This is a genomic window from Spirochaetae bacterium HGW-Spirochaetae-1, assembly GCA_002839375.1.
Taxonomy (GTDB): Bacteria; Spirochaetota; UBA4802; order UBA4802; family UBA5550; genus PGXY01.
Genome location: PGXY01000002.1, coordinates 315,440 through 337,454, shown reverse-complemented (window position 1 = coordinate 337,454; position 22,015 = coordinate 315,440). Strand labels below are relative to the sequence as shown.

Here is a 22,015-nt window from a genome sequence, read left to right as displayed (position 1 = left end):
CACCCCGCCGGGTACCCATTGAACTAGAAAGAGACTGAGGCGTTTCCACCGGGAAGGTAAGAAACAATGACTGCATTTTGTCTAGACCTCTTGCTGGGAAGCGCCTTCCTCCTTCTTTTTAAACGGCTCTAGGAACCTGACTTCACTTCCCACAATTTTTATTTTCGACTGAATCTTTCCATCCTTCCCATCCCAGCGGTCCTGTCGGATCGGACCTATCACCATGACCCTTCTTCCCTTCGATACATTGTCTGAACAGATTTCCGCCACCTTGTCCCAGGTCTCCACATCAATATATGAAACCTTCGGGTCTGAATCGGCTTTAGTAAAATGATTGACCGCAAGAGAAAAGTTGCATACGCTTTTCCCCGTCTTCGTCTTCTTGAGGGTTGGGTCCTGTGTCACAAAACCCTCAACTGTTGCAGTGGCATAGTTTTTCATAATACTACTCCTTAAAATTAAATTTTGTGTTTACCGGGCCCCATTCTCTGTCCCGGATGTATAGATTAATACGGACGGCCCTCATGGGGATTGAAAATATTTTTAAAAAAAAACAAACTATTCCAAAGAACAACTAACAGGAGTTACAGAAAATACATGAAAAATATTTGTGTTTACTGTTCATCAAGCAGCGCCGTGGCCCCGGTATTCACCGAACTTGCCCGACATCTTGGAGAAATGATCGGGAAACGAGGACATGCGTTGATATACGGCGGTGCTAATATAGGCCTCATGGGAGAAGTATCCCGGGCCGTTACGGCCGCAGGAGGAAAGGTCACCGGTGTCATTCCTGAAATTTTTCATGAACGGAATCTGAGCTATGAAGAAGCCGACAGCCTTATCATAACGGCCGATCTCCGGGAGAGAAAGGCCCGCATGGCGGAACTGGCCGACGCATTTATTGCCATGCCGGGCGGTTTTGGCACACTGGAGGAAATAATGGAGGTATTAACGCTGAAGCAAATAGGCCTGCTCAATGTTCCTGTCGTGTTCATCAACACGAATAATTTTTATTCTCATCTCTTCTCACTTTTCAATTCCATGGCCGAAGGATGTTTCATGAAGAAGGAGTACCTTGATCTTTATCATGCTGCATCTGATGCAGTGGAAGCACTGGACTACATAGAAACCTTTGTCCCGGGAAAACTTCCGTCAAAATGGTTCTAACAAGTACCGGCAGCTTCAGCGGGACTTCAGAGCCCGCATAACCATGATACTCTTCAGGACACGGGCATGTTCCAGGGGAGTCTTTCCGAAATTATCCCTGAGGCCCGGGCGGGCACCGCTTTCCAGCAGCATGATAGCTATTTCACCGCTGTCCTGGTAAGCTGCATGGTGCAGCGGAGTGCCGCCATTTTCATTCTTGGCGTTCACATCGGCCCCATTTTCCACCAGGATGCGGGCAACGGCTGTTTTCCCGTTAAAGGCGGCAAAATGCAGCGCCGTCATCCCGTCCATGTCTCTGGCATTTATATCAGCGCCGCTCTCGAGCAGCACGCGTACGATGGATATATCGCCCTCAAACGCCGCAAAATGCAACGGGGTTTGATCACGCATACTGTGCTCATTCACATTGGCTCCTCTCTGTATAAGCAGACGGACCTGTGTCAGGTTTCCACGTTTGGCAGCACTATACAGCAATGTCTCTCCATACCGGTCCCTGCTAAAGACATCACTGTCGTGAAAATTGACATTTTTACCATAAAAACCATTATCCCTGAATTCGCCGGCATAGCGGCCGCCCCGGGAATAAGTCCAGTATCCCAGTCCCTCGAATTTTCCTTCGCGGAAATCTCCCGAATACCTGCTGCCATTAAAACAGCGATACACACCCCAGCCATGCTCCCTGTGTCCTTTCATCTGCCCCACATAGACGCTCCCGCTGGGGTAACGCATCACGCGCAGGGAATCGATGAATGCAGCAACTTCTTCATGCCCGTTCTCCCTGGCCACATCAGCCGGAGTTTTCCCCCGGGAGTCCGCATCCACGGGATTGGCACCGTTTTCAATGCATATTTTGATTTCCGGCACGGCCCCGTTCGCGGCGGCCATGAATATATCGCGGATTTCGGTTTGGCCTGCGGCATATAAAGGCGCAGTCCACAGTAAAACCAATATGGCGCCTAAAGACTTTGCAGCCCGCACACCTGCTTTATTTCTCATTGTTTTCCACCAGAACTTTTGCCTCTTTTATCAAGGTACTCGTTTTTTCAACATCATCGGCCACGAATCCGTTCACACCGAAGGTCATGAGGCGCTCGACTTCTTCAACGGTTTCGGCGTTCCATATAAATACATGCAAACCTCTCTTTTTCGCCTCACGGATGAGTATCCTGTTCGCCATATAGGATGGGCCTATCGCTTCAGGAATAAGGAGAGCGTCGCTTTTAAATTTTTTTTTGAAGTAAAGAAGTCCCGAACGAAAAAGCGCGTAAAATCCCACAACGCCCAGGGGAGTAAAAGAGGTTGCCATGACGGGCAGATTTTCACGAACAATTTTTATATTCGCTCCATGCGGAGAGCCGGCAAGAATTCTTCCTTCGGCCTTCATCTTTTCCACAATAGCGCAGAACTCAAGGGCACACGATGCCGTCTTATCCATAAGCTCAATACTGAAACGCGTATCGGGAAAGCGGGAAAGAAGTTCTTCAAGGGACATAAGTGTGACGTCCTTTCCGCGCCAGGGATAACTCCGGTCCAGGGCAGGATCAAAACCATGGGCCGCATCGGCGCGCTCCAGTTCAGTCAGGGAATATTGAATTGGTTTCCCCGCAAGATTCGTATAGTTCTCCAGATCGTTGCCGGGAGAAACGATAAGTTTGTTATCGGCTGTAAGATGCACGGGAACAGTGAGCACATCGGCTCCCAGTTCCAGGGCCCTTTCATAGGCCTGTATAGAGCATGGCGGCAGGTCGGGAATTCCTCCCTTGTTGGCAAGAATAAAGGCGTTCGATAAAAAGAAGGGCTTCATGACCATACTCCTGAACATAGGTGAATTCGTATAAGGAAACCTCTATAAATTTAATTTTCAAGGTGCCCATAATCCACTATTTAATTTTAACGGACGGGATCAATTACTTTTTTCTAAATCGTCATTGCCGGGAAGAAAATTAGATTCTGTATAAACTGCACATAAATATAGCCACAGAGACACAGGGGCACAGAGGGTTTTATTTATCAGAATATGTATATACCGAATAACAAAATTAAGGTGGAGCAGATTTTGAAAAATAATTCATACACCTCGAATGCCTTGATAAATGAGTAGCCATGAGACTATATGTTGGATACGTTTGCAGCAATTTTCGGCAGGCTTATATATCATGTGGAACATGAATATTGCACCACCTGAACCGCCGTGAAAAACTGCTTTGTTTATACAAGATGATGAAAACAGACACCGAAACCATACTCTTCACAGCGCCGGACCCCGATGCACTGATCACGGCCACACTGGTTCAAAGCGGATTCCGGTTCCCGGAACAGGCCAATGATCCTCTGCGCATAAAAGCAGGGGAAGCGGCCAGGCTTGCCCTGGGAACAGTCACCCCTGCATCACTGATCAAGTTCTATCCTGTCGGTGACATCATCGATGGTATTATTACGGTTGATACCATTTCCCTGAGAAGCAGGAAGCTTTCCCACTTTGCCGGGCAGAGTGATAATCTTCAGACAATTTGCATCTTTTTAGCCACGCTGGGACACGGCTTCGATGAAGCCATGGAAAAACTGCCGGAAGATTCAATGCTTGAATCCCTTTTTCTCCATGCGGCAGGTTCCGTACTGGCCGAGCATTATGTCCACATCATAGAGGAAGGGGTGAAACGCCGTTTCACCGGGGAAGGGCTCGAAACATCCCTGCGCTTCAGTCCCGGTTATTGCGACTGGGATACCGGTGAAGGTCAAAAGGCGGTTTTTTCACTTATCAATGGCGGATCAATCGGTATTGCCTTGAACGAATCGGGGATGATGGAGCCTGTAAAATCCGTATCAGGCATTATCCTCGGAGCGAAACACCTATCCTCCCGCACTCCCTGTTCCTTTTGTTCCCGAAAGGAATGCGGCTACCGCCGTGAATCCCGGGTCGGTATTGAAGAGTAAATTCCCCTATTCCATCTTCTCTCCTGTATAAAAACCATCCATGCTTTAAAATAACTATTTAAGAAAAAATACGCAATTTTTTAATTGATTTTACTGTTTAATGTAGTATACTGTTTTATTGTTTGACGGTGCTTTCCGTCTCCGTGTTTTCCCGGAGTACAGGAAGCTTCCAGTGTATTATCAAAACACGTATAAGGATACCATTATGGCAAAAGCAATGGCACTTCTCAAGGCATACATGACCGAAACTATCCCCCCCGACGGTGCATTTATTGTATCCGCCATGTTTGAACCGGGTACCGCATATGCCATTTACGAGATAACGGCATACCGCAATGTAAAGGATATCTTCAGAACCCCCGATGGCGTTGTATTTAAAACCGATGGCAGCAGGACCCATATGCTTGTTGAACCGGCTATTTATTCAAAAAAATACGAGGAGCCGGTCAATCGCGAAGTGGGCCGATCAATTCCCTACCGTTTCGACGATATGACGATTATAACCACAAAAAAGAGCGAAAAGTTAATGATACCCAAAGAACCGATGATGCTCTATTCGTCATTCACCGTTGTTGAAAATGCCTCGGACAGCTTTTCCTTTTTATTCCATGCCACGCAGGATGTATATGTGGCGCTGAAAAAATTTATCGCCGACAGTCTCTATAATGATTGCAACATCACGCAGCATGAGGCCAAAAAAGCTTCGGAAACACTGCTTGACACAGTTAAAAAATTTTCCGTCTGGAAGGCCCAGTAAACCGGGCCTTTTCCCATCTTCATGACTATTATTTCTCTATCATCAACTCCCGCGGAATAAAGTAAACATGTCGATAAAAATTCGGACCTTCATGTATAATTAAATTTTGATGTTGACAAAAAGGACAGCAATATTACCCTTCTATTCATTAACAATAAAACTAAGGATTGATAAAACCCTCTATGACCGCTGATACTCCCGAGCCTGCTAATCGACTGACAATATTCCGGCGTTTAGTTGATTTGATCAGGCGATCCCTTTCAAACTACAGTAATGACTCCTACAGCATCAAGGATTACGAAGATCTCGATGGCCCGCGCAAAGAGATGATACGCGGTATTTTTGAGCTTTCCGATAAAAACGCCCGCGACATCATGATTCCCCGTGTTGACATGGTCGCCGTCGATATAAACATAGCCCTTCTCCCACTGGTGAAAACCGTATATGAAGCAGGCCACTCGCGCCTTCCCGTATATGAAGACCGGGTGGACAACATTGTGGGCATTCTCTATGCTAAAGATCTGCTGAAACAGATATCGGATAAATCTAAAAAATTCCAGGTTAAGAAATTACTCCACGCACCTTACTTCGTTCCCGAGACCATGCCCCTGGATGAACTGCTCCTGGAATTCAAACGACGAAAACTGCATATCGCCATTGTCGTCGATGAATACGGCGGAGTCGGTGGTATCATAACCCTGGAAGACATCCTTGAAGAAATAGTCGGGGACATCAACGATGAATATGATGTTGAGACTCTGCCAGAACTTGAAAAAACCGGCGTCAACACCTATGAGGTGGATTCCCGCATGACCCTGTCCGATTTCAACGACCAGATGAACCTGAATCTTCCCACCGACGATTGTGATACAATCGGCGGTTTCGTTTTCGATCTTTTCGGGAAAATCCCCGAACAGGGGGAAGAGGTCTCCCATGGAGACATGGCATTCATGATAAAGGACATAAAGGGCACCGTCATCAACCGCATCACCATCACGATGACCGGAAAAAAATAACCGAATGAATATCGAGAAAACAACGGGGGTTGTCCTTTCCTCGAGGGTCATCGGCGAAGCTGATGTGTCCTGCAACATCCTCACCCGTGAAGGCGGAAAGCGAAAATTCATTTTCAAGGGTCTGAAAAAAAGCACCAAACGGCCGCTTAACGCTTCTCAGCCCGGCTCCATCCTGGGGCTGGTCTACTACGCCAATGAATCCCGCGAAGCCGCTATCCCCAGGGAATTCACTGTTGAAAAACATTACATGACCATCCGCGAGGACCTGGAAAAAATTTTACATCTCTGGTACATACTCGAACTGGTTGATAAAACTACGGGATACCATGACTCCCATGATCTGCTCTTTGATCTGGTCACGGCCGGACTTAAAACACTTTCAGAAACAACATTTCCCCTGCATCTTTCCGTCTTTTTCACGATCCACCTTATCAGGATTCACGGCATCCTTCCCCTCATTGAGGAATGCAAAAAATGCGGTTCCAAAAACTTTTCCCGTTTTTCTTTTGATGTCGCCGACCTGGGACTCCTGTGCAGCGACTGCACGGCCGATCACGGTCATGAGCTCGATCGGGACGTGAGGGATTTTATCATGTTATCCCTGAGAAACAAGTTCGTTGCCATGGACCATGAACGCTTCGCCAGGAAAAATATGATGGACCTCCTCTTTTATCTTTCACTTTTCATTGAGCATTATTTTAACATGGAAATCCGCTCCAAGGCAATGATTTTCCGGTAATATGTATTGACAACCGGCACAATCCCGGGTATCATTCCATAATACACCGTTTCCAATCTCATTAAAAAATAAAAGATTAACCGATTATGATACTGAACGAAAAGGACATTGTCAAGCTTCTGCAGTTTCCGCGCCCCGACATGAGGCGAAATTTTCAATCTCTTGACGGGACGTGGAAAATATACTTTGCCAAGAGCCGCTCCCGGGCTAAAAAAATTATCAGGGAATGGAAAGATAAGGAAACAATCAATACATCGTCGTGGGAAAATATCCGCGTCCCCTTCTGTATAGAGTCCGAAGCCTCGGGCATCGGACGACGCATGGACCGTGTTCATGCCCTGTATTTCCTTACTTTCACCCTTGATCCGTCATTTAACCGGGAACTGGTGCATATCCGCCTCGGCGCTGTTGATCATTACTGCGAGATTTATCTCAACGGTGAATACCTGGGATCACACGAATCGGGCTATACACCTATAACCATGACTGCGCCCCTGGAAACTTTCCGGCAGGGAGAAAACAGCCTGATGATATACGTGGAGGATGCTCCCTCGTTCTCTTTCCTGCGGGGAAAACAGTCCCCTTTCCGCAAAAACTATTTTGTCTTCTACACGCCGGTCTCGGGTATCTGGCAGAGCGTCTGGCTTGAAAATACATCCATGAGCTACCTGAAGCATTTTCATGTCCATCCCGGACTCAACTCCTTTACCATGGAGCTCTTCTTTTCATATACGCCCGAGGATTTTTCCTGTGAATTTCGTTTTGACTCGAAAACCACACTGCTCACAAAAAAAGATTTCCGTGCACACCCTGAAGGATTTATCTATTCATGCACCGTGAACTATCAGAAAGCCGGAATAAAACCCGAATTCTGGTCACCGGGAAGCCCCCACCTGTATCCCGTAAAAATCAGGATCATGGGTCAGCAGGGCGGGCAGAAATCCCTTTCCGATACTGTCGAATCATTCATTGGCCTGCGGATAATAGAAAGACGCGGCAGCGGTATCTTTCTCAACGGGGAAAACCTCTATCAGCGCCTTATTCTCAACCAGGGATATTATCCGGACGGCTGGTATTCACCGGTCAATAGAGAGAATTATCTCAAAGATATCAAGGCCATCAATGAATGCGGCTTCAACGGTATGCGCATCCATGAAAAGCTCGAAGATCCGGCATTTCTCTTCTGCTGCGATGCCATGGGCATGCTGGTATGGGAGGAATTTCCTTCATTTTACCTTTACATGAGAAAAAGCAGGAACGAACTGAAAAAAACCATGCAGGAGATTGTAAACCGCGATTTCAATCATCCCTCCATAATCACCTGGGTGTTGTTTAATGAAACCTGGGGTCTGTACAATCGATTACTCACGGGTACATTCAACTCTATTCTACACCGGTTCTTCAGTTTCATGAAAAGCCTTGATCCCGGCCGGCTGGTTATCGATAACTCGGGTTTTTTCCACGCCCAGAGTGATATAATCGACATACACCATTACCTCCCGGAAAACAACCTTATCACCGATTATTATACAGCCATCGCCGAACGCCGCTTCAGAACCTTCAATTTAAAAAAATTCATCGGCATCTTCTTCCACATGGAAACAGCCATGCCTGAATTTTACAGTGATGACAGCGGAGACAGCGGACAGCCCGTCATAATTTCAGAGTTCGGTGGATTCGGTTTCTATGAAACGGAAAAACGCCAGTTTCCCGATCTCTACCGGGAATGGATATCATCCATCATGCAGCACGACAGTTTTGCCGGATACTGCTATACCCAGTTCACTGATATAGAACAGGAGGAGAACGGCCTGTTCACCTTCGACCGTAAACCAAAAACCGACATGAACATCATCAAGAAGATCAACCTGGGGTAGTTTCCCGACGATAGCTGCCAGCCGCACCATCATTGATTGTTTTTTTCACCAGTCCCTTCAGCACAATCCGTACTACAAAGATGATGAGCCTGTTCGGTACCCAGTGAATGAAATAAAAATGGAACCTGTTTGACAGGCCCGGTATGATTCGCCGCCTGCCCCGCAGGATACCTTTAAAAGCAGCCCGGGCCACCTTCACCGGATCCATGGCCGCGGCATGGATCATCGTTCCCGCGGTGATACCCTTATGGGGTCTATGGATGCCCGCTGTATCAAGAAAAGCGGTGCGGGTCGTCCCCGGATAAAGGCATGAAACGATTACTCCGCAGGGACGCAGTTCCGCGGCAAGGGATTGGGTAAAATATGAAACATAGGCCTTGGTAGCTGAATACATGGCAAGATACGGAAGGGGCTGAAAAGAAATAGTCGAGGCCACATTGAGGATATGGCCGCTTCCCCGCTTCTTCATCGTGCCGCCGAAAAGGCGGCTGAGCTCAGTGACAGTCATTATGTTGAGATACAGCATCTGCGTGAGCCTCTCAGACGGCAGTTCTACAACTTCCCCCATGAGGCCGAAACCGGCGTTATTAATAAGGACATCGACATTATATCCCCTGCTGTCGCACCAGGCAAAAACCTCACCGGCTGCTCCCGGCCTGGCAAGATCCATGGAAAGAAATTCTGAATTATTCCCCTCTCCTATGAAATCGAGCTCGCTCTCCAGAGATTCCAACTCCTCCTTTACAAGGCTCACGGCAAGGAGAAAATATCCTGCCCTGTAAAATAACCTTGCCATTTCCCGTCCTATACCGGCCCCTGCGCCGGTAATCAGTACTGTCTTCCTGTTCTTTCCGCTCCGCATATTCCTGTACCGTTCCTTGCAATCAGCATATCATGGGAAAAGCTTCCTAAGAGAAATTATCATTCATCATTACAAACAATTAATGCATAACCCTGTCCGCTAAAGACGCCATAAGTGCGCGGGGCACAAGCCTCAGACTCAATACCGTGAGCCTGTTTAACAGTCCGGGCACCACATGGGATCTCCCCTTCAGAAGTCCCTTGAGGCCCTTGATAGCCACAACGCGGGGATCCATCAAAGTCATGGCAACCATGGAATTGAGGGTTTGCCCGGAAACAGAAAAGAAATCCGTACGGGTAGCACCGGGACAGAGCGTGGTTACTGCCACATTGTGTTTCCCGAGTTCATGACTCAACGCTTCGCCCAGTATCAGTACATAGGCCTTGGTGGCATCATAAACGGCCATCCCCGGGCAGGGTGTAAAACCGCCGATAGACGACGTAAGAAGAATATACCCTGATTTCCTTGCGGCCATTCTCTCGGCAAAATGTTTTGAAAGAAATGTCAGCGTGGTTATATTGAGAGCAATCATATCCTCCAGCCTTTCATAACTCTGAGAAATAAAATCCCCGTCATAGCCGAACCCGGCATTATTGATGAGGATATCGACAACTATCTTTTTTTCATCAATGCCACGGATCAGATCATCACGGCCCTGTGAAGTGGACAAATCCGCGGAAATTATGTCGACCCGGATATCAAAAGACCGCTCAAGGTCTTCTTTGAGTGCCTGCAGATGGTCCTCCCGCCTCGCCGTAAGCACCAGATGGCATCCGGCCCGGGAAAGAACCCTGGCGAACTCGGTTCCAATTCCTCCTGAAGCGCCGGTGACCAGTGCTGTTTTACCTGAAATTTTTTTCATACGATCCCCCCCTGGAAAAAATACCTGGATCACGTTTGATAATGTGTATCACCAATACCCGATGATACACCTTATTCATTGATATGTCCGTTCCTGGCAAGAACGGACATATCCTTTTATAGATTTTTTCGATAAATTCGTCCCATTATTGAGACTATTTCGGCTCCTCGATGAAAAAAAGTTTCGCATAGGCGTAAAGGGGTCTTCCCCGCTTCAGTAGCAGAAAATAAACAAGGACCCAGAAAAGTGGCAGACCTATAAGATACGCCAGCCCCACACTGCCCAGTGCGTCGCGGATGAAGAAAACAAGAAGACCGTTCAGAATGGCCAGGGCAAGTGTGATGCCGAAAGACCCGATGGCGCAGTAAATCATGAGCATGAGGAAAGAAGGAATCCGGTCCGCTGAAATTAACGGATCAGCCTTTGCTCCTTCCCTGATCCACAAGGCGATGGGAATGGACAGGGCCGGCGCGATGAAAACGCCCATACCCACGAGGGTCATAAATACATTGCTGGTGAAGAAATTCAGCCCCATGTGCATACCGGGCTGCCACAGGACACCGTTATTCATGGTCGAATCATAGAGGAAACGCTGCCAGCCCGTCGTGTCCCAACCCATGACCAGGATGGACCAGAAAATTATCCAGGCGACAATCCAATTCACATAGGCACCGTAAAAGTTCTTTTTCCGTATAAGCTTCCAGGTTACCCAGTAGCCCAGGATCCCCTGCGTAATGTTTGTGATGCCGAATATCACTACAAGCCATGCCGGGATATCCCCGTGACACGTGGCCACCTGCATGGTCTCCCAGTTGGGGAACTGCCAGAGCAGGTACAATCCCGACGGTGCGAATAAAATTGACAGAAAAAGAAGTATATACGTATAATACTTGTTATCAAAGGGCTTCACCTCATCCTTCAGCTGCCGCGCCGCTGAGGCCGCCAGGGTTGCTCCAAAGGCATAGCTCCAAACGATATCAACCTGTACCATATCAATCCTCCATTATTTTTTTACAATCCCTGATCAGGACTGTTTTTTTGATGCGAAATATTTTTCGATGAACTCCAGGTATTTTGATTTTTTCCCTAATTCAACGTACTTGTCGAGTTTAACCATTTTTTTGAGTCCCTGCAGTGTGCCGTAGGGATTGTCATCGACAAAAAGGTTTACCACTATTGCAGGAAGACCGCTGGGATCGGCATGAACAACATACGTCATTCTGCATTTGTTCCTTTCAAGTATCTCACACTGAAATGTCCCCGTGAGCTCATGCATGCGTACATGTCCCTTTATGGGAGAAACATAGCGTTCGCTTTCGGGCGACTTCAGTCCCACCAGTGCCACCTCAAATCTGCCGTTGGTGAAATCCTTTTTCACTTTTGTGGTAACAACCACATCGCGGGGCTCCAGGGGCCAGGGAAGTTTTGTTACATTGAGGATGATGATATTCTCATCATCAAATTTCTTGATTTCTCTTCCCTCGATGCATTCGTACATGAATTCGGGGTAAGCCGGAATGTCCCGGATAACCGCTTCGATCACCTCAGGTGCAGCATCGATGATGGTGACTGCCTTCACTTCGATGATACCCGAATTGGGGAAACTCCGTTTGAAAAGCTGTACATCCTTTTTCGTCTTCCAGTACTTCCAGGCAATTTCAGTTTGACCTGTCTGAGAAAATAAAGCCGTTGTGACCAGTAGCAGTAACACTGCAATAAAATTCCTGCGCATTATTCACCTCCCGTAAAATTGAATTCCAGGATACCATCCGGACGGTTGGAAATTAGCACGCATGGCATGCGTCTGTCTGGCCAAAAAAAGAGCGGCTCTTGAATTGTCCAATGAGAGAGGAAAATAAAATGATGCTATTCAGGATTGCCGAGAAGGCGGCGATATTCGCTGGGAGTGATTTTCATGATGTGCGTAAAGGCCCGGTTAAAGGTCCTTAGACTTTCGAATCCCACGGCAAAGGCGATATGTATGATAGTATCTTCGCCTTCCATGAGAAACACCGCGGCCTTTTTAACCCGCAGTTCATTGATATAATCGATTATTTTTTTCCCCGTGTACACCTTAAAGGCCTTACCCAGGTGGTCGGGGTTGACGTCCAGCCAGCCGGCCAGGCCCTCGCGGGATATGTCCGATGTAAAATTTTCATTGAGATATACAACGGCCTTACGAACCTTTTCTTCCATGCCGGGAGAAATGGAATTCCGCTCCCCCTTCCCTCTTTTTATCCGCTGATCCATGTACAGGTTGTTCAACATGGTGGTCATGTTGTTCAGGCTCTTTTCCAGTTCCATGGTTCGCTCCCGGACCTTTTCCTCCAGGTGCAGGTTCAGGTCCTCGACCCGGTCCATGGTATTCATAAACCGGTACACCAGGATCACCGAGGCGCCTACAAACATCATGAAAGCGCTGTAGCCGAATATCAACTCGTCGAACCCGTAGCCGAGAAGGGAAAGTCGGGGCGCGCCGAAACGCTGCATATAGGCGATGCCGTCATGAGCGGCTCCCAGGGAAAGAACTATGCCGGGAACGATCAATATCTTCGCGATGATGCTGCCCCTCATGAACTGCTGTACATGAATGGAGATATTATACAGGGCCAGGGGCGTTATGGATACAATAACGACGATGCCGATCCACCGGTGTTTCAGGGGGTCATGCCCGTATATGATGAGAACTGTATTGACGGCCAGGATGAGCCAGAGGAAAACCTCTGTTTTTTTTCTTTCCAGATTATACAGCCGGTGAAGGAAGGTGAGCTGGAACACAACCACGGCGGTCCACGCGAGGCCAAGGACCTTGATGCGGGTCAGAACATCGCCGGCAAAGGGCCAGTAATAGCCGCAGACCTCGTAGAGAGTGAAAAAACCCGGAACAAGCTGCAGCACAAAATATTGATATTCCTTCCAGCCTGGCCGCCTGATCCAGATCAGCAGGAAAATGAGCCCCATGGCGGCCAGCATGGCCATGACCATGTAATGAACCATGGTGACCATCTGCGAGGCCGTGCGGTCCCGGTTCCAGGACTCCATATCGGCCAGCGCCAGTTTCCCCCGGATCTCGCTGTACAGGAAATATGATATGCGAAGGGCCACCACATTATCCCCGCCGGGTTTCAGGAGGTTCGACGGTATCATATAGTACCGCGTATGATTCCACATGGATATTTCCCCGGGAGGAAATTTCCCCGTTGAGCCCACCATGATCCCGTTGAAATACGTCATGTCGGCATTGCCTATTTTACCCAGGATAAGGCCCATGGGGCGTCCCGCCATATCACCGTCGATGTGGATATGTTTCCTGATCCAGAGAATGCCTCGGACGGAGCCCGTTTCTCTCAGCGCGTAGTCGTAAAAGCTGTCGGGAAGGGATATATCGTCCCAGGCGGAATCATCGTAAAGCCGTTGCGCGAATTCGTTGCTGTCGGCGGTGCTGATTTTCCAGGTTCCACGAAGTGAGACTTCACGGCCTCCATCATGCACATTACCCGTACAGCCGGATAGGAGAAGTACCGGCAATACAATGATCATCGTTCTCAGCGTTTTTCTTATGTTCATCATGATACTGGCGGAAAATGAGCTCTGCCACAATGTTTTCCACATGTGCCATCCAAAGATGGCGTTTACAATGGAACTGGAGTACATATTATGCAATTACTTTTTCCATGCCTCGGGTAAATGCCGAATGCTTATCATTTTCATTTCACTAAACATCGTTAAGTCATGCATCGGAAAAATTTTTACCATTAATTTCTTTTAATTTAATAAGAAATGTAAAAAAAGTTAAATTAACCCTTGACGATAATAAAAATTTTAATACCTTAAATTAAGATACCGCCCAACTAGGCTTTTTATATTAATTACACAATATGATCGGCAGAAAAATAAACAATACCCGCATTGTACCGGTTACGGTTAAGATAGTAATGGTATTTACTATCTTTATACTTGTTTCCAATTTTACGACGAATTATATCAATCTCGTCTTTACCCGAACCGAACTGATAAATCTCATGAGTCAGCTTCTTACAAAGGATCTTAAGAGCATATATGAATACTGCAATAATCAACATGAGATTTACCAATATGATCGCAGACTTGACAAATCCCTTGAGAGCATCGAACGAAAAGGACTTCATGAGCTGAAAAACGATAAAGCCGTTATCTTCGGAGTGAAACCGGAAGGAAGGATTCTCTTCCAGGCATCAAAAATCAACCACAGTGATTTCTTTACCGACACCAGGGTATTGGACGAGATCAATAAAAAATCATCAAAAAATATCAACGACGGTTATACCTATTTCACGTTCAACAATGAGGAATATTTCGGCATCTACAAGTATAATTCAAAGTGGGACATTTTCATCTTCAGGGCCGAGGAACTGAACGACTTTTACAAGGAGACCACGCGGATATTCCGTGACGTAAGCATCATAATCATCATCATAACCATTGCCATTGCCGGCATCGGCATCTTTATCATCCGATACCTGTTGCGATATATCCAGGTGATTACCAGCAATATCATGAAGATGGTGGAAACGCAGCAGCTCAGCGTCATTGACATGAGCAAAGCCACCAATGACGACATCACCTACATGGGCCTGGCCTTCAATTCCCTCTCCAACACCGTGGGAAACCTCATTTCCATTTTCCGGAAATTCGCCAACAGGGACATTGTCATAAAGGCCTATCGCGACCGCGAGGTTCGACTTGAGGGTACAAAAAAGGACCTCACCATCCTCTTTACCGATATAAAGCGGTTTACCTTTATAACAGAAACACTGGGAACGGACATTATCCGCCTGCTGAATATGCATTATGACCGGGCGATTCGTGAAATCATCAAATATGACGGCGTCATAGGCTCCATCATCGGCGATGCACTGCTCGCTGTTTATGGCGCGCTTGAGGATACCCATAAAAATAAATCATACCAGGCCATCCAGTCCGCCTATGCGCTCCATCGGGTTGTTGACGAGCTTAAAAGTAAAATGACGAAAATACGCGATGAGATTATTGCTGAAAAGGGAACGCTCGATGAAACCGAAGAGGCTGTATATCGCGCGGTACTGCTTGAAATCGGTGTCGGCATCGACGGCGGCCAGGTTTTCTACGGAACGCTTGGTTCATATCTGAGGATGACCAATACCGTTATAGGAGACAATGTCAACGCCGCATCGCGCCTGGAAGGACTGACCAGGGTGTACAATATCCCGATAATATGTTCGGAATATGTGAAAAACGACATAGAGGAGAATGTTGAGGACGCAAAACTCCATTTCATCGAAATCGATACCGTAATGGTAAAAGGAAAGACCTATGGCAGGAAAATATACTGGCCCATCCCATACAGGGAAATGGACGAGCCCCTGCGGAGACAGGTAGCGCTTTTCCAAAACGCCCTGTCCCTTTATTACAGCGGAGAATGGAAAGAGGCGTCGATTAAATTTCAGAAATGCAAACTTCCTCCGGCTGAAGAATTTAAACAAAGGACATCAACGACATGTCCGACTAATTGGAACGGCATATGGCAGATGACGACAAAATAACATCAACCGATCTCATTCAACACAGGTTTCTTCCGCAGGACATCGAAGATACGGAAGGACAGACCGAGATTTATTCCCTTGACTCCGAATTCTCAAAAACAAGAAAGAATAAGAATACCACGCTCTATTTCTTCATGATAGGCTTTCTCAGCGCCCTGTTCGTAAGCACGATTTTCTACACCGCCTTCATCAGGGAAACGCACCAGGACCGCAGCGTGAACATAAGTGAATTCGAGGACCTCCGGATAAAAGATCTCATCGATTCAGCGAAAAAAAATGAAACAAAAATAGACCAGGCCTACCGGGAGCTGGAAAATATAAAGGTCGAGATGAATGAAGAGATAATTTCGCTGCACGACCGTTACTCTCTCGGCAGGGAAAAAATCCTCTCCGAAGACCTGTCCCAGGATGAGAAAAACGAACGTACGATTGAACTGAAAAAAGAAAAGGAAGAAAAACTAAAATCGCTGAAGGATAGATATGCCCGGAGAATGGAAAAAAAGGGAGAGGAAATCGCCAGGCTTAAAAAAAGCATGAATGTCAGCGAAAGCACATATAAAAGCAATATGAAAGATTCCGGAGCGGTTCTTAATAATTACGATGAACTTCAGAGCATAAAAATGAACTCCCTGCGTAATATGCACCAGTCGGAGAAGCAGTCACTTGAGCAATATTACCGGCGGTATACCCAGGCCATGGTTCTTAAATATAATCCCGTAATTAAAACCGAAAGGCTCCTGAATATACTGAAAGAGAAAATCAACGTTTCCCTTGCGTCAGTTATAAACCGTCTCAAGAACTATCCCCCCATACTTGGCTCGGAGGGAATTTACTCCCGGGACCGGTTCAATCTCCTTCGCAGGCATATAGATGACTACGACATTCTTCTTCAGCGTCTGAAGTCTGTCCCCTATGAAAACTCAATCCCCCCGGCATTACAGCAGATGGACCGGCTCTTCGCATATATGGTGGAGGAATATGAATTTGTCATTTCCAGGCTCACGAATCGACTTGACGAAAGGAACCACGAAATATCCCGGCTGAATTATTCTCTTGATTACCTGCTGCAGACGAGACCGGAGAGCGGCTACATCATTGATCCGCGTGACCCCGAAAATATCATCATATACATGAACAGGGTTCTCAATATAAAAACCGGGAGTTCGGCTTACATCTTCCGGGATGACGATGAATATATCGGCAAGATACAATTCCATGGTTCAGGCGAAAAACTCCGGGCGCGGATGACGGAAAAATCGGGAAACAAGGTCATACGTCCCTTTGATAAAATACTCATTCGATCCAGGCAGGACAATAAATGAAAAAAATAGTCGGCACACTGTTCATTTTACTTTTCCAGATAACGGCACTTTCCGCCGCTGATCTGAGCTGGGAATCCCATGGAATCCAGGTGAAAAGCTCCAGAACCGTTGAAAACCAGACCATACTTGAACTCGCACCCGGAAAGGGACTCCCGTTTTCTTTGAGATATTATGGCGATATCACACCGGAAATGATGGAAAATGTTCTGAAATCCCTGGCATCAATTAATACATGGACGGTCATAAAACCGAGGGAAATTGGAATGGTCGTTTCCAATGACCTGCTTGATATAGTCATTCAGCCCGAACAGTTTTTGTATAAAAAGGTAAACCTCCTGCCCCATGTACCGGCCGGGCTGCTTATGCAGTTTGATACGAACCTCAAATACAATTTCAGGTTTACCAGGAACAATCTCTTTGTCCGTATCCAGGGTACCTACCGGACGGAACAGGAACTGTGTGAGAATGTCCTGGAGGCCTACACCGATCCGCTCAAGTACCTGAAAAAAAGGGACCCTGAATTTTTCCTGACGAAACTGAACCAGTTTGAGGAGGAAATTACTTCCCTTAAAAACTCCGTTAAAGACCTTGAAGAAGAAAACAGGCTGCTCAAGTCAGCCGTAGCAACTCTTCACAATACGGGATTCCTCGGCTTCGGCAATAAGCCCATAAATCAAAAAATCGTCAAACGGACCATTGCCGTTAGAAAAGAAAAACCCGCAGCTACAGCGGAAGAAATCACAGATATCCTGAATGACGAGGGTTTAAAAACCAGCAAAAAAGAAGTGTCCCTTGTGCTTCTTGTATATTGTAATGAGTTCAAAAAATAGCAGCATTCATCGGTGAGACCTGCCATTAAGAAACTTCCATAAAAACGCCGTCTTACAAACACCTGCGGTATTCCGCGGGTGTCTTTCCCGCGTGCCTGGTGAACACGGAATAAAAGTTCGACTTGGAATTGAAACCCACGCGGTATCCGATGGCCAGGACCGTCATGTCCTTTTCTTCACGAAGAAGCCGCATTGCTTCATTGATTCGGTACGAATTGACATAGGCTTTAAAATGTATATTAAGACGTGAATTAAAAAGCTCCGAGAGCTGGTGAGGCGACATACAGAGCATTCCGGCCAGAATCGGAAGCGTGAGATTTTCATCGCTAAAAATTTTTTCTTCGTCCATGAGACGGGTGAGCCTGTCCATGGCGCAGTTCACATCAACACCGCCAAGGAGTGACCGTTCGTACCGGTTTTTCCGTATCTCTTCTTTTACCAGGAGAAAGAGCTCGGGAACATGGATTTCCACGACAATCCACAGGGCCATATGCAGCGTAAACAGGACGAAGCCCGCACGTTTCAGAACCTCTTTTCCAGTTACCGATGCCAGGAGTACCAGTATGACAGCCAGAACAGGAATGATATAAGTCAGGAATGCATAGCGTACTTTCCGGTCCATGGAGCCGAAATCGCCGAACCGCAATACCCTGACAATGAAGATGACGAGAAAGGCAAGCAGATATAAAAGTCCCGCGACCCTGGATGCGGTGAAAACCGAAAAAAGGCCGTCGCCGGAAAAAGAAGCCACTGACGCGTGCTGCTCAAGGAAAAAGCTGAATTCAAAAATAAGGGCTGCCAGTGCCGGTGTCAGAAGCAGGTAAAATTTCGGTTCTATGTGAAAATCAGCTTCAGTCAGGTTGCCCGTGTGCGCATATATGACGGGCCCCAGGATGAACCAGAAAAAAAGCTCGGGGATAAAAACACGGGGATACAATACGGACAGATCGCTGGCAGCATAGACATACCGGGCCTGGAGCATGGCAATACATACCAGTATGAGTGAAAATACAAGATTCCACACATCCCGGCGCGACGAGAAAACCTGGCTCAGGAGCATAATGGCCGTGAGCCCCAGGCCGAACAGAACAAGCATGGTGTGCCATGGCAGAAACATGACATTACTCCTTATCGAAAATGCATTTTCTGATCCCGTTAACCGGTCTCTGTGCCCATATCTCAACTATGTCGTATCACGGGTAAAAATGACAAGGATATTTCTCCGGCAAGAGACGCTAATACGGCACATATAATCATTGACACTATTTAAGCGGCAATATATTATGCCCCGTTCAAACGACCTGCTTCGGCAGATCATAATTCTCTCATTATAACGGAGTAATCCATGATGAAAAATATTGCGTGTCGTCGCTTGCTTCTCACTGTTTTATCCGTAATCCTTATATTTCCCGCCCTGACCTTCGCTGCGGAACCTGAAACGAGTCCCCTGACAAACACCTATAAGAAATCACTGGCAGACCAGATAATTGAGGACCCGTCGGCATACAGCAGAAAATTCCTCGTCTTCGGCGGATACCACAACCATCTTTACGGGTATACCGATGTGCGATACGTTGGCGACGATAAGGGAGACTATATTAAAACCGACTCGGAACAGGCCGGCATGGAATTCTACATGACCAATTTCTCCAACCTCATGGGAATCCTGGAAGGAGCCGGCTGGGGAGCCAATATCTCTTTTTATCGGCACTGAGAAATTAAAAAGCGTGATCTACCGGCAATAGATGACCCGGTTATTGATGATGAAGAGGTACCAGCAGATATCAATGACCGGGTTTCCAAGTTCTGGCTTAATATGGGTGTGTTCCTGTGCTATCACATGAAATGGTACGCCACAGACCTGGGAATCACCGTAATAGCACGAGCCTATGATGAGAAGTACAGAACCAAGTATACAGGCGGTGGATTTACGGAGGAGGTTAAGGGACGCGGTCTTATATGGGACAATCCCAAGGTATACCCCAATTTTTATCTGCGCCTCGGTGCTGAATCCATTCCCCACTTCACCCTGGATATATTCCGCGGCGACTATGATGCCAGGTACGGCATTATCCAGACAAAGCTCATCATACCCATTCATTCATTGTTCACAATGAAAGTAGGCGGGTACCTGTACAAGACCAATGCCTTTTTCCTGGAGCCCACGGTGAACTGGGAGGGAATCTCCGTAGGATTTAAATTCGGCTCCATCATGAATTACCGCAACAAGCATATCGAACGCACGGGAATCGTGGACAGTTTCTTCTACGCGGGTTCCGTAGCATACCAGTGGTAATGACGCGCTTCCTTTTCGTCATCGCGTTATACATTGCGGTACTGCTTCCCGGTGGAGGTACTCTCCTCGCCGGGGATTTGCCGCGGTCCCGTGTCATGCTCCACGGCGAAATCGGTTCGTACAATAAGAGTTATCCGGACCTGCAGTACGTGGACCGCGAGATGATATCGTTCGGCACTCTCATGACGAACTTCGGCGGCGAGTACCGCTACCGGTCAGCCGAGGGGAACCTCGTGGGAACCGGTATTGTACAAACATCTATCAGCAGTGGAAAAGCCTATAACTTCGATCACTACGAATATCAGCCGCTTACGCTCATCACCCTTCCCTACGCCTTTGTCGGAAAGGATTTCGGCTTTTTCACGTTTGAAATCGGCATAAGCTGGTATTTCTATTTCAATAAATTCGACGCGAGAACCTATTATAATACGGACGGTTCCGAATATGAAAAAGATGACGCCGGCATAGCCCTGAACCGCCGGGAGTCACATGCTTTTATAAATTTCATGACGAGGATATTTCCGGAAAATTTCATCCATCTTAAAATACGCGTATGCCGTGAAAGATTCAATGCCGCCGATTCCATCATAAACATAGGTGTGGTCTTCCCCGTGGAACACCACACCGGAGAGCTCTTCGTTTCACTCCTGCCGCCGCGTAACTGGTTTGAGAACAGGGAGGGGATTTTGCGGAGCAACCAGCGCCTGAACATGGCCTACTCCTATTCCTTCCCGTTTCTGCGCATCGGCCTGGAAATGGGCATACTTATCAACAACCGCATGGGAGGCGAAGGAAGCATGGCTTTCTTCAATCGCCTGAGCTGCGGTCTCTTTACGGAAGCAGCCTGGTAGCAGCCCTATCCTGCATTGTTCTCCCCTTCGTTATACGCCCCGCGCATAACAATACTCAATCTCACGCATCCATGCACGGTCTTCCCAGGTCCGCACCCCGATCCCCGGCATAACAATGAGCGATATCTGCCATGACCGCATAACAGTTTTTTGCCTGAAAGCTCAAATAAATATTTGACTGTTGATGAATTTTGTGATTATACATTATATAAGGGATTTTCTATTATTGAACTGAATCATCATACCGCCCGGCATTGCGGGTGATTCCTGGAATTTTTTATGTAACAAGGAGAGGATTATGCAGAAATTAAGCAAGCGTGAGATGAAACTGTTTGGCTCGAAAACCCCCAGGGAATATATCGACAATTCATTGAAGGTGAGCCTCAAACCGGCGGAAAAGGCAAAAATCACACGCCTGTGGCTTCAGAAGACCCGATTTACCATAGAAGACATACAGCACGCCAGAAATATCCACCCTTACTGGAAAAAGAAAAAAATGGAGGGAAGTTACGAACGAAACGAATCGCGAAAAATCAGCCATGACTACACGCAATTCGGGACCGTGGAATGGAACGAAGACTCCATTAAGGAATTCATTGACCTGAACCAGAAGGACAAGAGCGGCCGATATATCCACAAAGATCATGAACTGGCTAAACATTTTCACTCCACAATTCCGGGAATACAGCATTACCGCCGCAAGTATAATATGGCCGTTAAACTCCTGCAGAAAGAGAAGAAAAGCATTACCACGAAAAGAATCAGCGACCTTATAACACAGAGTGAGCAGATATTGAGAAGAATGCTCAAAAAACACAAAAAGTGAAAAATGATGCCTTCCAGTCTCTTGCACTTCGCCCGGAAAGAGAATAAAAAGGTTGCAATAAGTGGCAGTTATTTTGTAAGAGTCATTATGCACCATACTGCTCTGGGCAGTATAT

The 22,015-nt window shown here is 47.0% G+C and carries 22 protein-coding genes; 13 read left to right on the top strand and 9 right to left on the bottom strand.

Annotation, left to right across the window (positions count from 1 at the left end):
- Positions 1-81: 81 nt before the first annotated feature.
- Positions 82-441 (bottom strand): single-stranded DNA-binding protein, encoded by a 360-nt coding sequence (locus tag CVV44_03455; GenBank protein ID PKL40673.1) that lies wholly within the window; start codon positions 439-441, stop codon positions 82-84.
- Positions 442-597: 156 nt separating this feature from the next.
- Here CVV44_03455 and CVV44_03450 point away from each other — a divergent pair, with 156 nt between their 5' ends.
- Entirely contained in the window at positions 598-1,167 is a 570-nt protein-coding gene (locus CVV44_03450; GenBank protein PKL40672.1) for a TIGR00730 family Rossman fold protein, read from the top strand.
- 15 nt (positions 1,168-1,182) lie between these two features.
- On the opposite strand, the gene CVV44_03445 is transcribed toward CVV44_03450, so the two are convergent.
- A complete protein-coding gene (locus tag CVV44_03445; protein PKL40671.1) occupies positions 1,183-2,163 on the bottom strand; it encodes a hypothetical protein in 981 nt (326 codons plus the stop codon).
- Positions 2,153-2,989, bottom strand: coding sequence for a hypothetical protein (locus CVV44_03440; protein ID PKL40670.1), 837 nt, complete (start codon positions 2,987-2,989; stop codon positions 2,153-2,155). Before CVV44_03440 ends, CVV44_03445 begins: the two co-directional genes overlap by 11 nt.
- 395 nt (positions 2,990-3,384) lie before the next feature.
- Here CVV44_03440 and CVV44_03435 point away from each other — a divergent pair, with 395 nt between their 5' ends.
- The 5 genes from CVV44_03435 to CVV44_03415 all read left to right on the top strand — a co-directional run bounded on the left by CVV44_03435 (position 3,385) and on the right by CVV44_03415 (position 8,490).
- Positions 3,385-4,101, top strand: a complete 717-nt coding sequence (locus tag CVV44_03435) for a hypothetical protein (GenBank protein ID PKL40669.1) — start codon at positions 3,385-3,387, stop codon at positions 4,099-4,101.
- Between the two features lie 172 nt (positions 4,102-4,273).
- The gene (locus tag CVV44_03430; GenBank protein PKL40668.1) at positions 4,274-4,858 is read left to right on the top strand and encodes a hypothetical protein; all 585 of its coding nucleotides are present in this window, start codon (positions 4,274-4,276) and stop codon (positions 4,856-4,858) included.
- Between the two features lie 182 nt (positions 4,859-5,040).
- Positions 5,041-5,874 (top strand): magnesium/cobalt efflux protein, encoded by an 834-nt coding sequence (locus tag CVV44_03425; protein ID PKL40667.1) that lies wholly within the window; start codon positions 5,041-5,043, stop codon positions 5,872-5,874.
- A gap of 4 nt (positions 5,875-5,878) precedes the next feature.
- A complete protein-coding gene (gene recO / locus CVV44_03420) occupies positions 5,879-6,613 on the top strand; it encodes a DNA repair protein RecO (protein PKL40666.1) in 735 nt (244 codons plus the stop codon).
- Positions 6,614-6,699: 86 nt separating this feature from the next.
- A complete protein-coding gene (locus CVV44_03415) occupies positions 6,700-8,490 on the top strand; it encodes a hypothetical protein (GenBank protein PKL40665.1) in 1,791 nt (596 codons plus the stop codon).
- On the opposite strand, the gene CVV44_03410 is transcribed toward CVV44_03415, so the two are convergent.
- From CVV44_03410 to CVV44_03390, 5 genes are all read right to left on the bottom strand, one after another.
- Positions 8,477-9,352, bottom strand: coding sequence for a short-chain dehydrogenase (locus tag CVV44_03410; protein ID PKL40664.1), 876 nt, complete (start codon positions 9,350-9,352; stop codon positions 8,477-8,479). The genes CVV44_03415 and CVV44_03410 overlap by 14 nt on opposite strands.
- A 79-nt stretch (positions 9,353-9,431) precedes the next feature.
- On the bottom strand, positions 9,432-10,214 hold the full coding sequence (locus CVV44_03405) for a short-chain dehydrogenase (protein PKL40663.1): 783 nt from the start codon (positions 10,212-10,214) through the stop codon (positions 9,432-9,434).
- A gap of 154 nt (positions 10,215-10,368) precedes the next feature.
- Positions 10,369-11,205, bottom strand: coding sequence for a hypothetical protein (locus tag CVV44_03400; GenBank protein ID PKL40662.1), 837 nt, complete (start codon positions 11,203-11,205; stop codon positions 10,369-10,371).
- A 33-nt stretch (positions 11,206-11,238) separates the two neighbouring features.
- Positions 11,239-11,946 (bottom strand): hypothetical protein, encoded by a 708-nt coding sequence (locus tag CVV44_03395; protein ID PKL40661.1) that lies wholly within the window; start codon positions 11,944-11,946, stop codon positions 11,239-11,241.
- A gap of 134 nt (positions 11,947-12,080) precedes the next feature.
- The gene (locus tag CVV44_03390; GenBank protein PKL40660.1) at positions 12,081-13,868 is read right to left on the bottom strand and encodes a hypothetical protein; all 1,788 of its coding nucleotides are present in this window, start codon (positions 13,866-13,868) and stop codon (positions 12,081-12,083) included.
- A gap of 224 nt (positions 13,869-14,092) precedes the next feature.
- Between CVV44_03390 and CVV44_03385 the strand changes: the two genes are divergently transcribed.
- The 3 genes from CVV44_03385 to CVV44_03375 are packed head-to-tail and all read left to right on the top strand — an operon-like array spanning position 14,093 to position 17,927.
- On the top strand, positions 14,093-15,775 hold the full coding sequence (locus CVV44_03385; GenBank protein ID PKL40659.1) for an adenylate/guanylate cyclase domain-containing protein: 1,683 nt from the start codon (positions 14,093-14,095) through the stop codon (positions 15,773-15,775).
- Entirely contained in the window at positions 15,754-17,097 is a 1,344-nt protein-coding gene (locus CVV44_03380) for a hypothetical protein (protein ID PKL40658.1), read from the top strand. Before CVV44_03385 ends, CVV44_03380 begins: the two co-directional genes overlap by 22 nt.
- The gene (locus CVV44_03375) at positions 17,094-17,927 is read left to right on the top strand and encodes a hypothetical protein (GenBank protein ID PKL40657.1); all 834 of its coding nucleotides are present in this window, start codon (positions 17,094-17,096) and stop codon (positions 17,925-17,927) included. Before CVV44_03380 ends, CVV44_03375 begins: the two co-directional genes overlap by 4 nt.
- Positions 17,928-17,979: 52 nt before the next feature.
- Here the strand turns inward: CVV44_03375 and CVV44_03370 are convergent, their stop codons facing one another.
- Entirely contained in the window at positions 17,980-19,044 is a 1,065-nt protein-coding gene (locus CVV44_03370; protein PKL40656.1) for a hypothetical protein, read from the bottom strand.
- Positions 19,045-19,272: 228 nt separating this feature from the next.
- Here CVV44_03370 and CVV44_03365 point away from each other — a divergent pair, with 228 nt between their 5' ends.
- The 4 genes from CVV44_03365 to CVV44_03350 all read left to right on the top strand — a co-directional run bounded on the left by CVV44_03365 (position 19,273) and on the right by CVV44_03350 (position 21,900).
- The gene (locus CVV44_03365; protein PKL40655.1) at positions 19,273-19,641 is read left to right on the top strand and encodes a hypothetical protein; all 369 of its coding nucleotides are present in this window, start codon (positions 19,273-19,275) and stop codon (positions 19,639-19,641) included.
- Positions 19,642-19,743: 102 nt separating this feature from the next.
- Positions 19,744-20,223 (top strand): hypothetical protein, encoded by a 480-nt coding sequence (locus tag CVV44_03360; protein ID PKL40654.1) that lies wholly within the window; start codon positions 19,744-19,746, stop codon positions 20,221-20,223.
- Positions 20,223-21,074, top strand: coding sequence for a hypothetical protein (locus CVV44_03355; protein PKL40653.1), 852 nt, complete (start codon positions 20,223-20,225; stop codon positions 21,072-21,074). The genes CVV44_03360 and CVV44_03355 overlap by 1 nt, the downstream gene beginning before the upstream one ends.
- 298 nt (positions 21,075-21,372) lie before the next feature.
- Complete coding sequence (locus CVV44_03350) at positions 21,373-21,900, top strand: hypothetical protein (GenBank protein ID PKL40652.1); 528 nt, start codon at positions 21,373-21,375, stop codon at positions 21,898-21,900.
- Positions 21,901-22,015 lie beyond the last annotated feature (115 nt).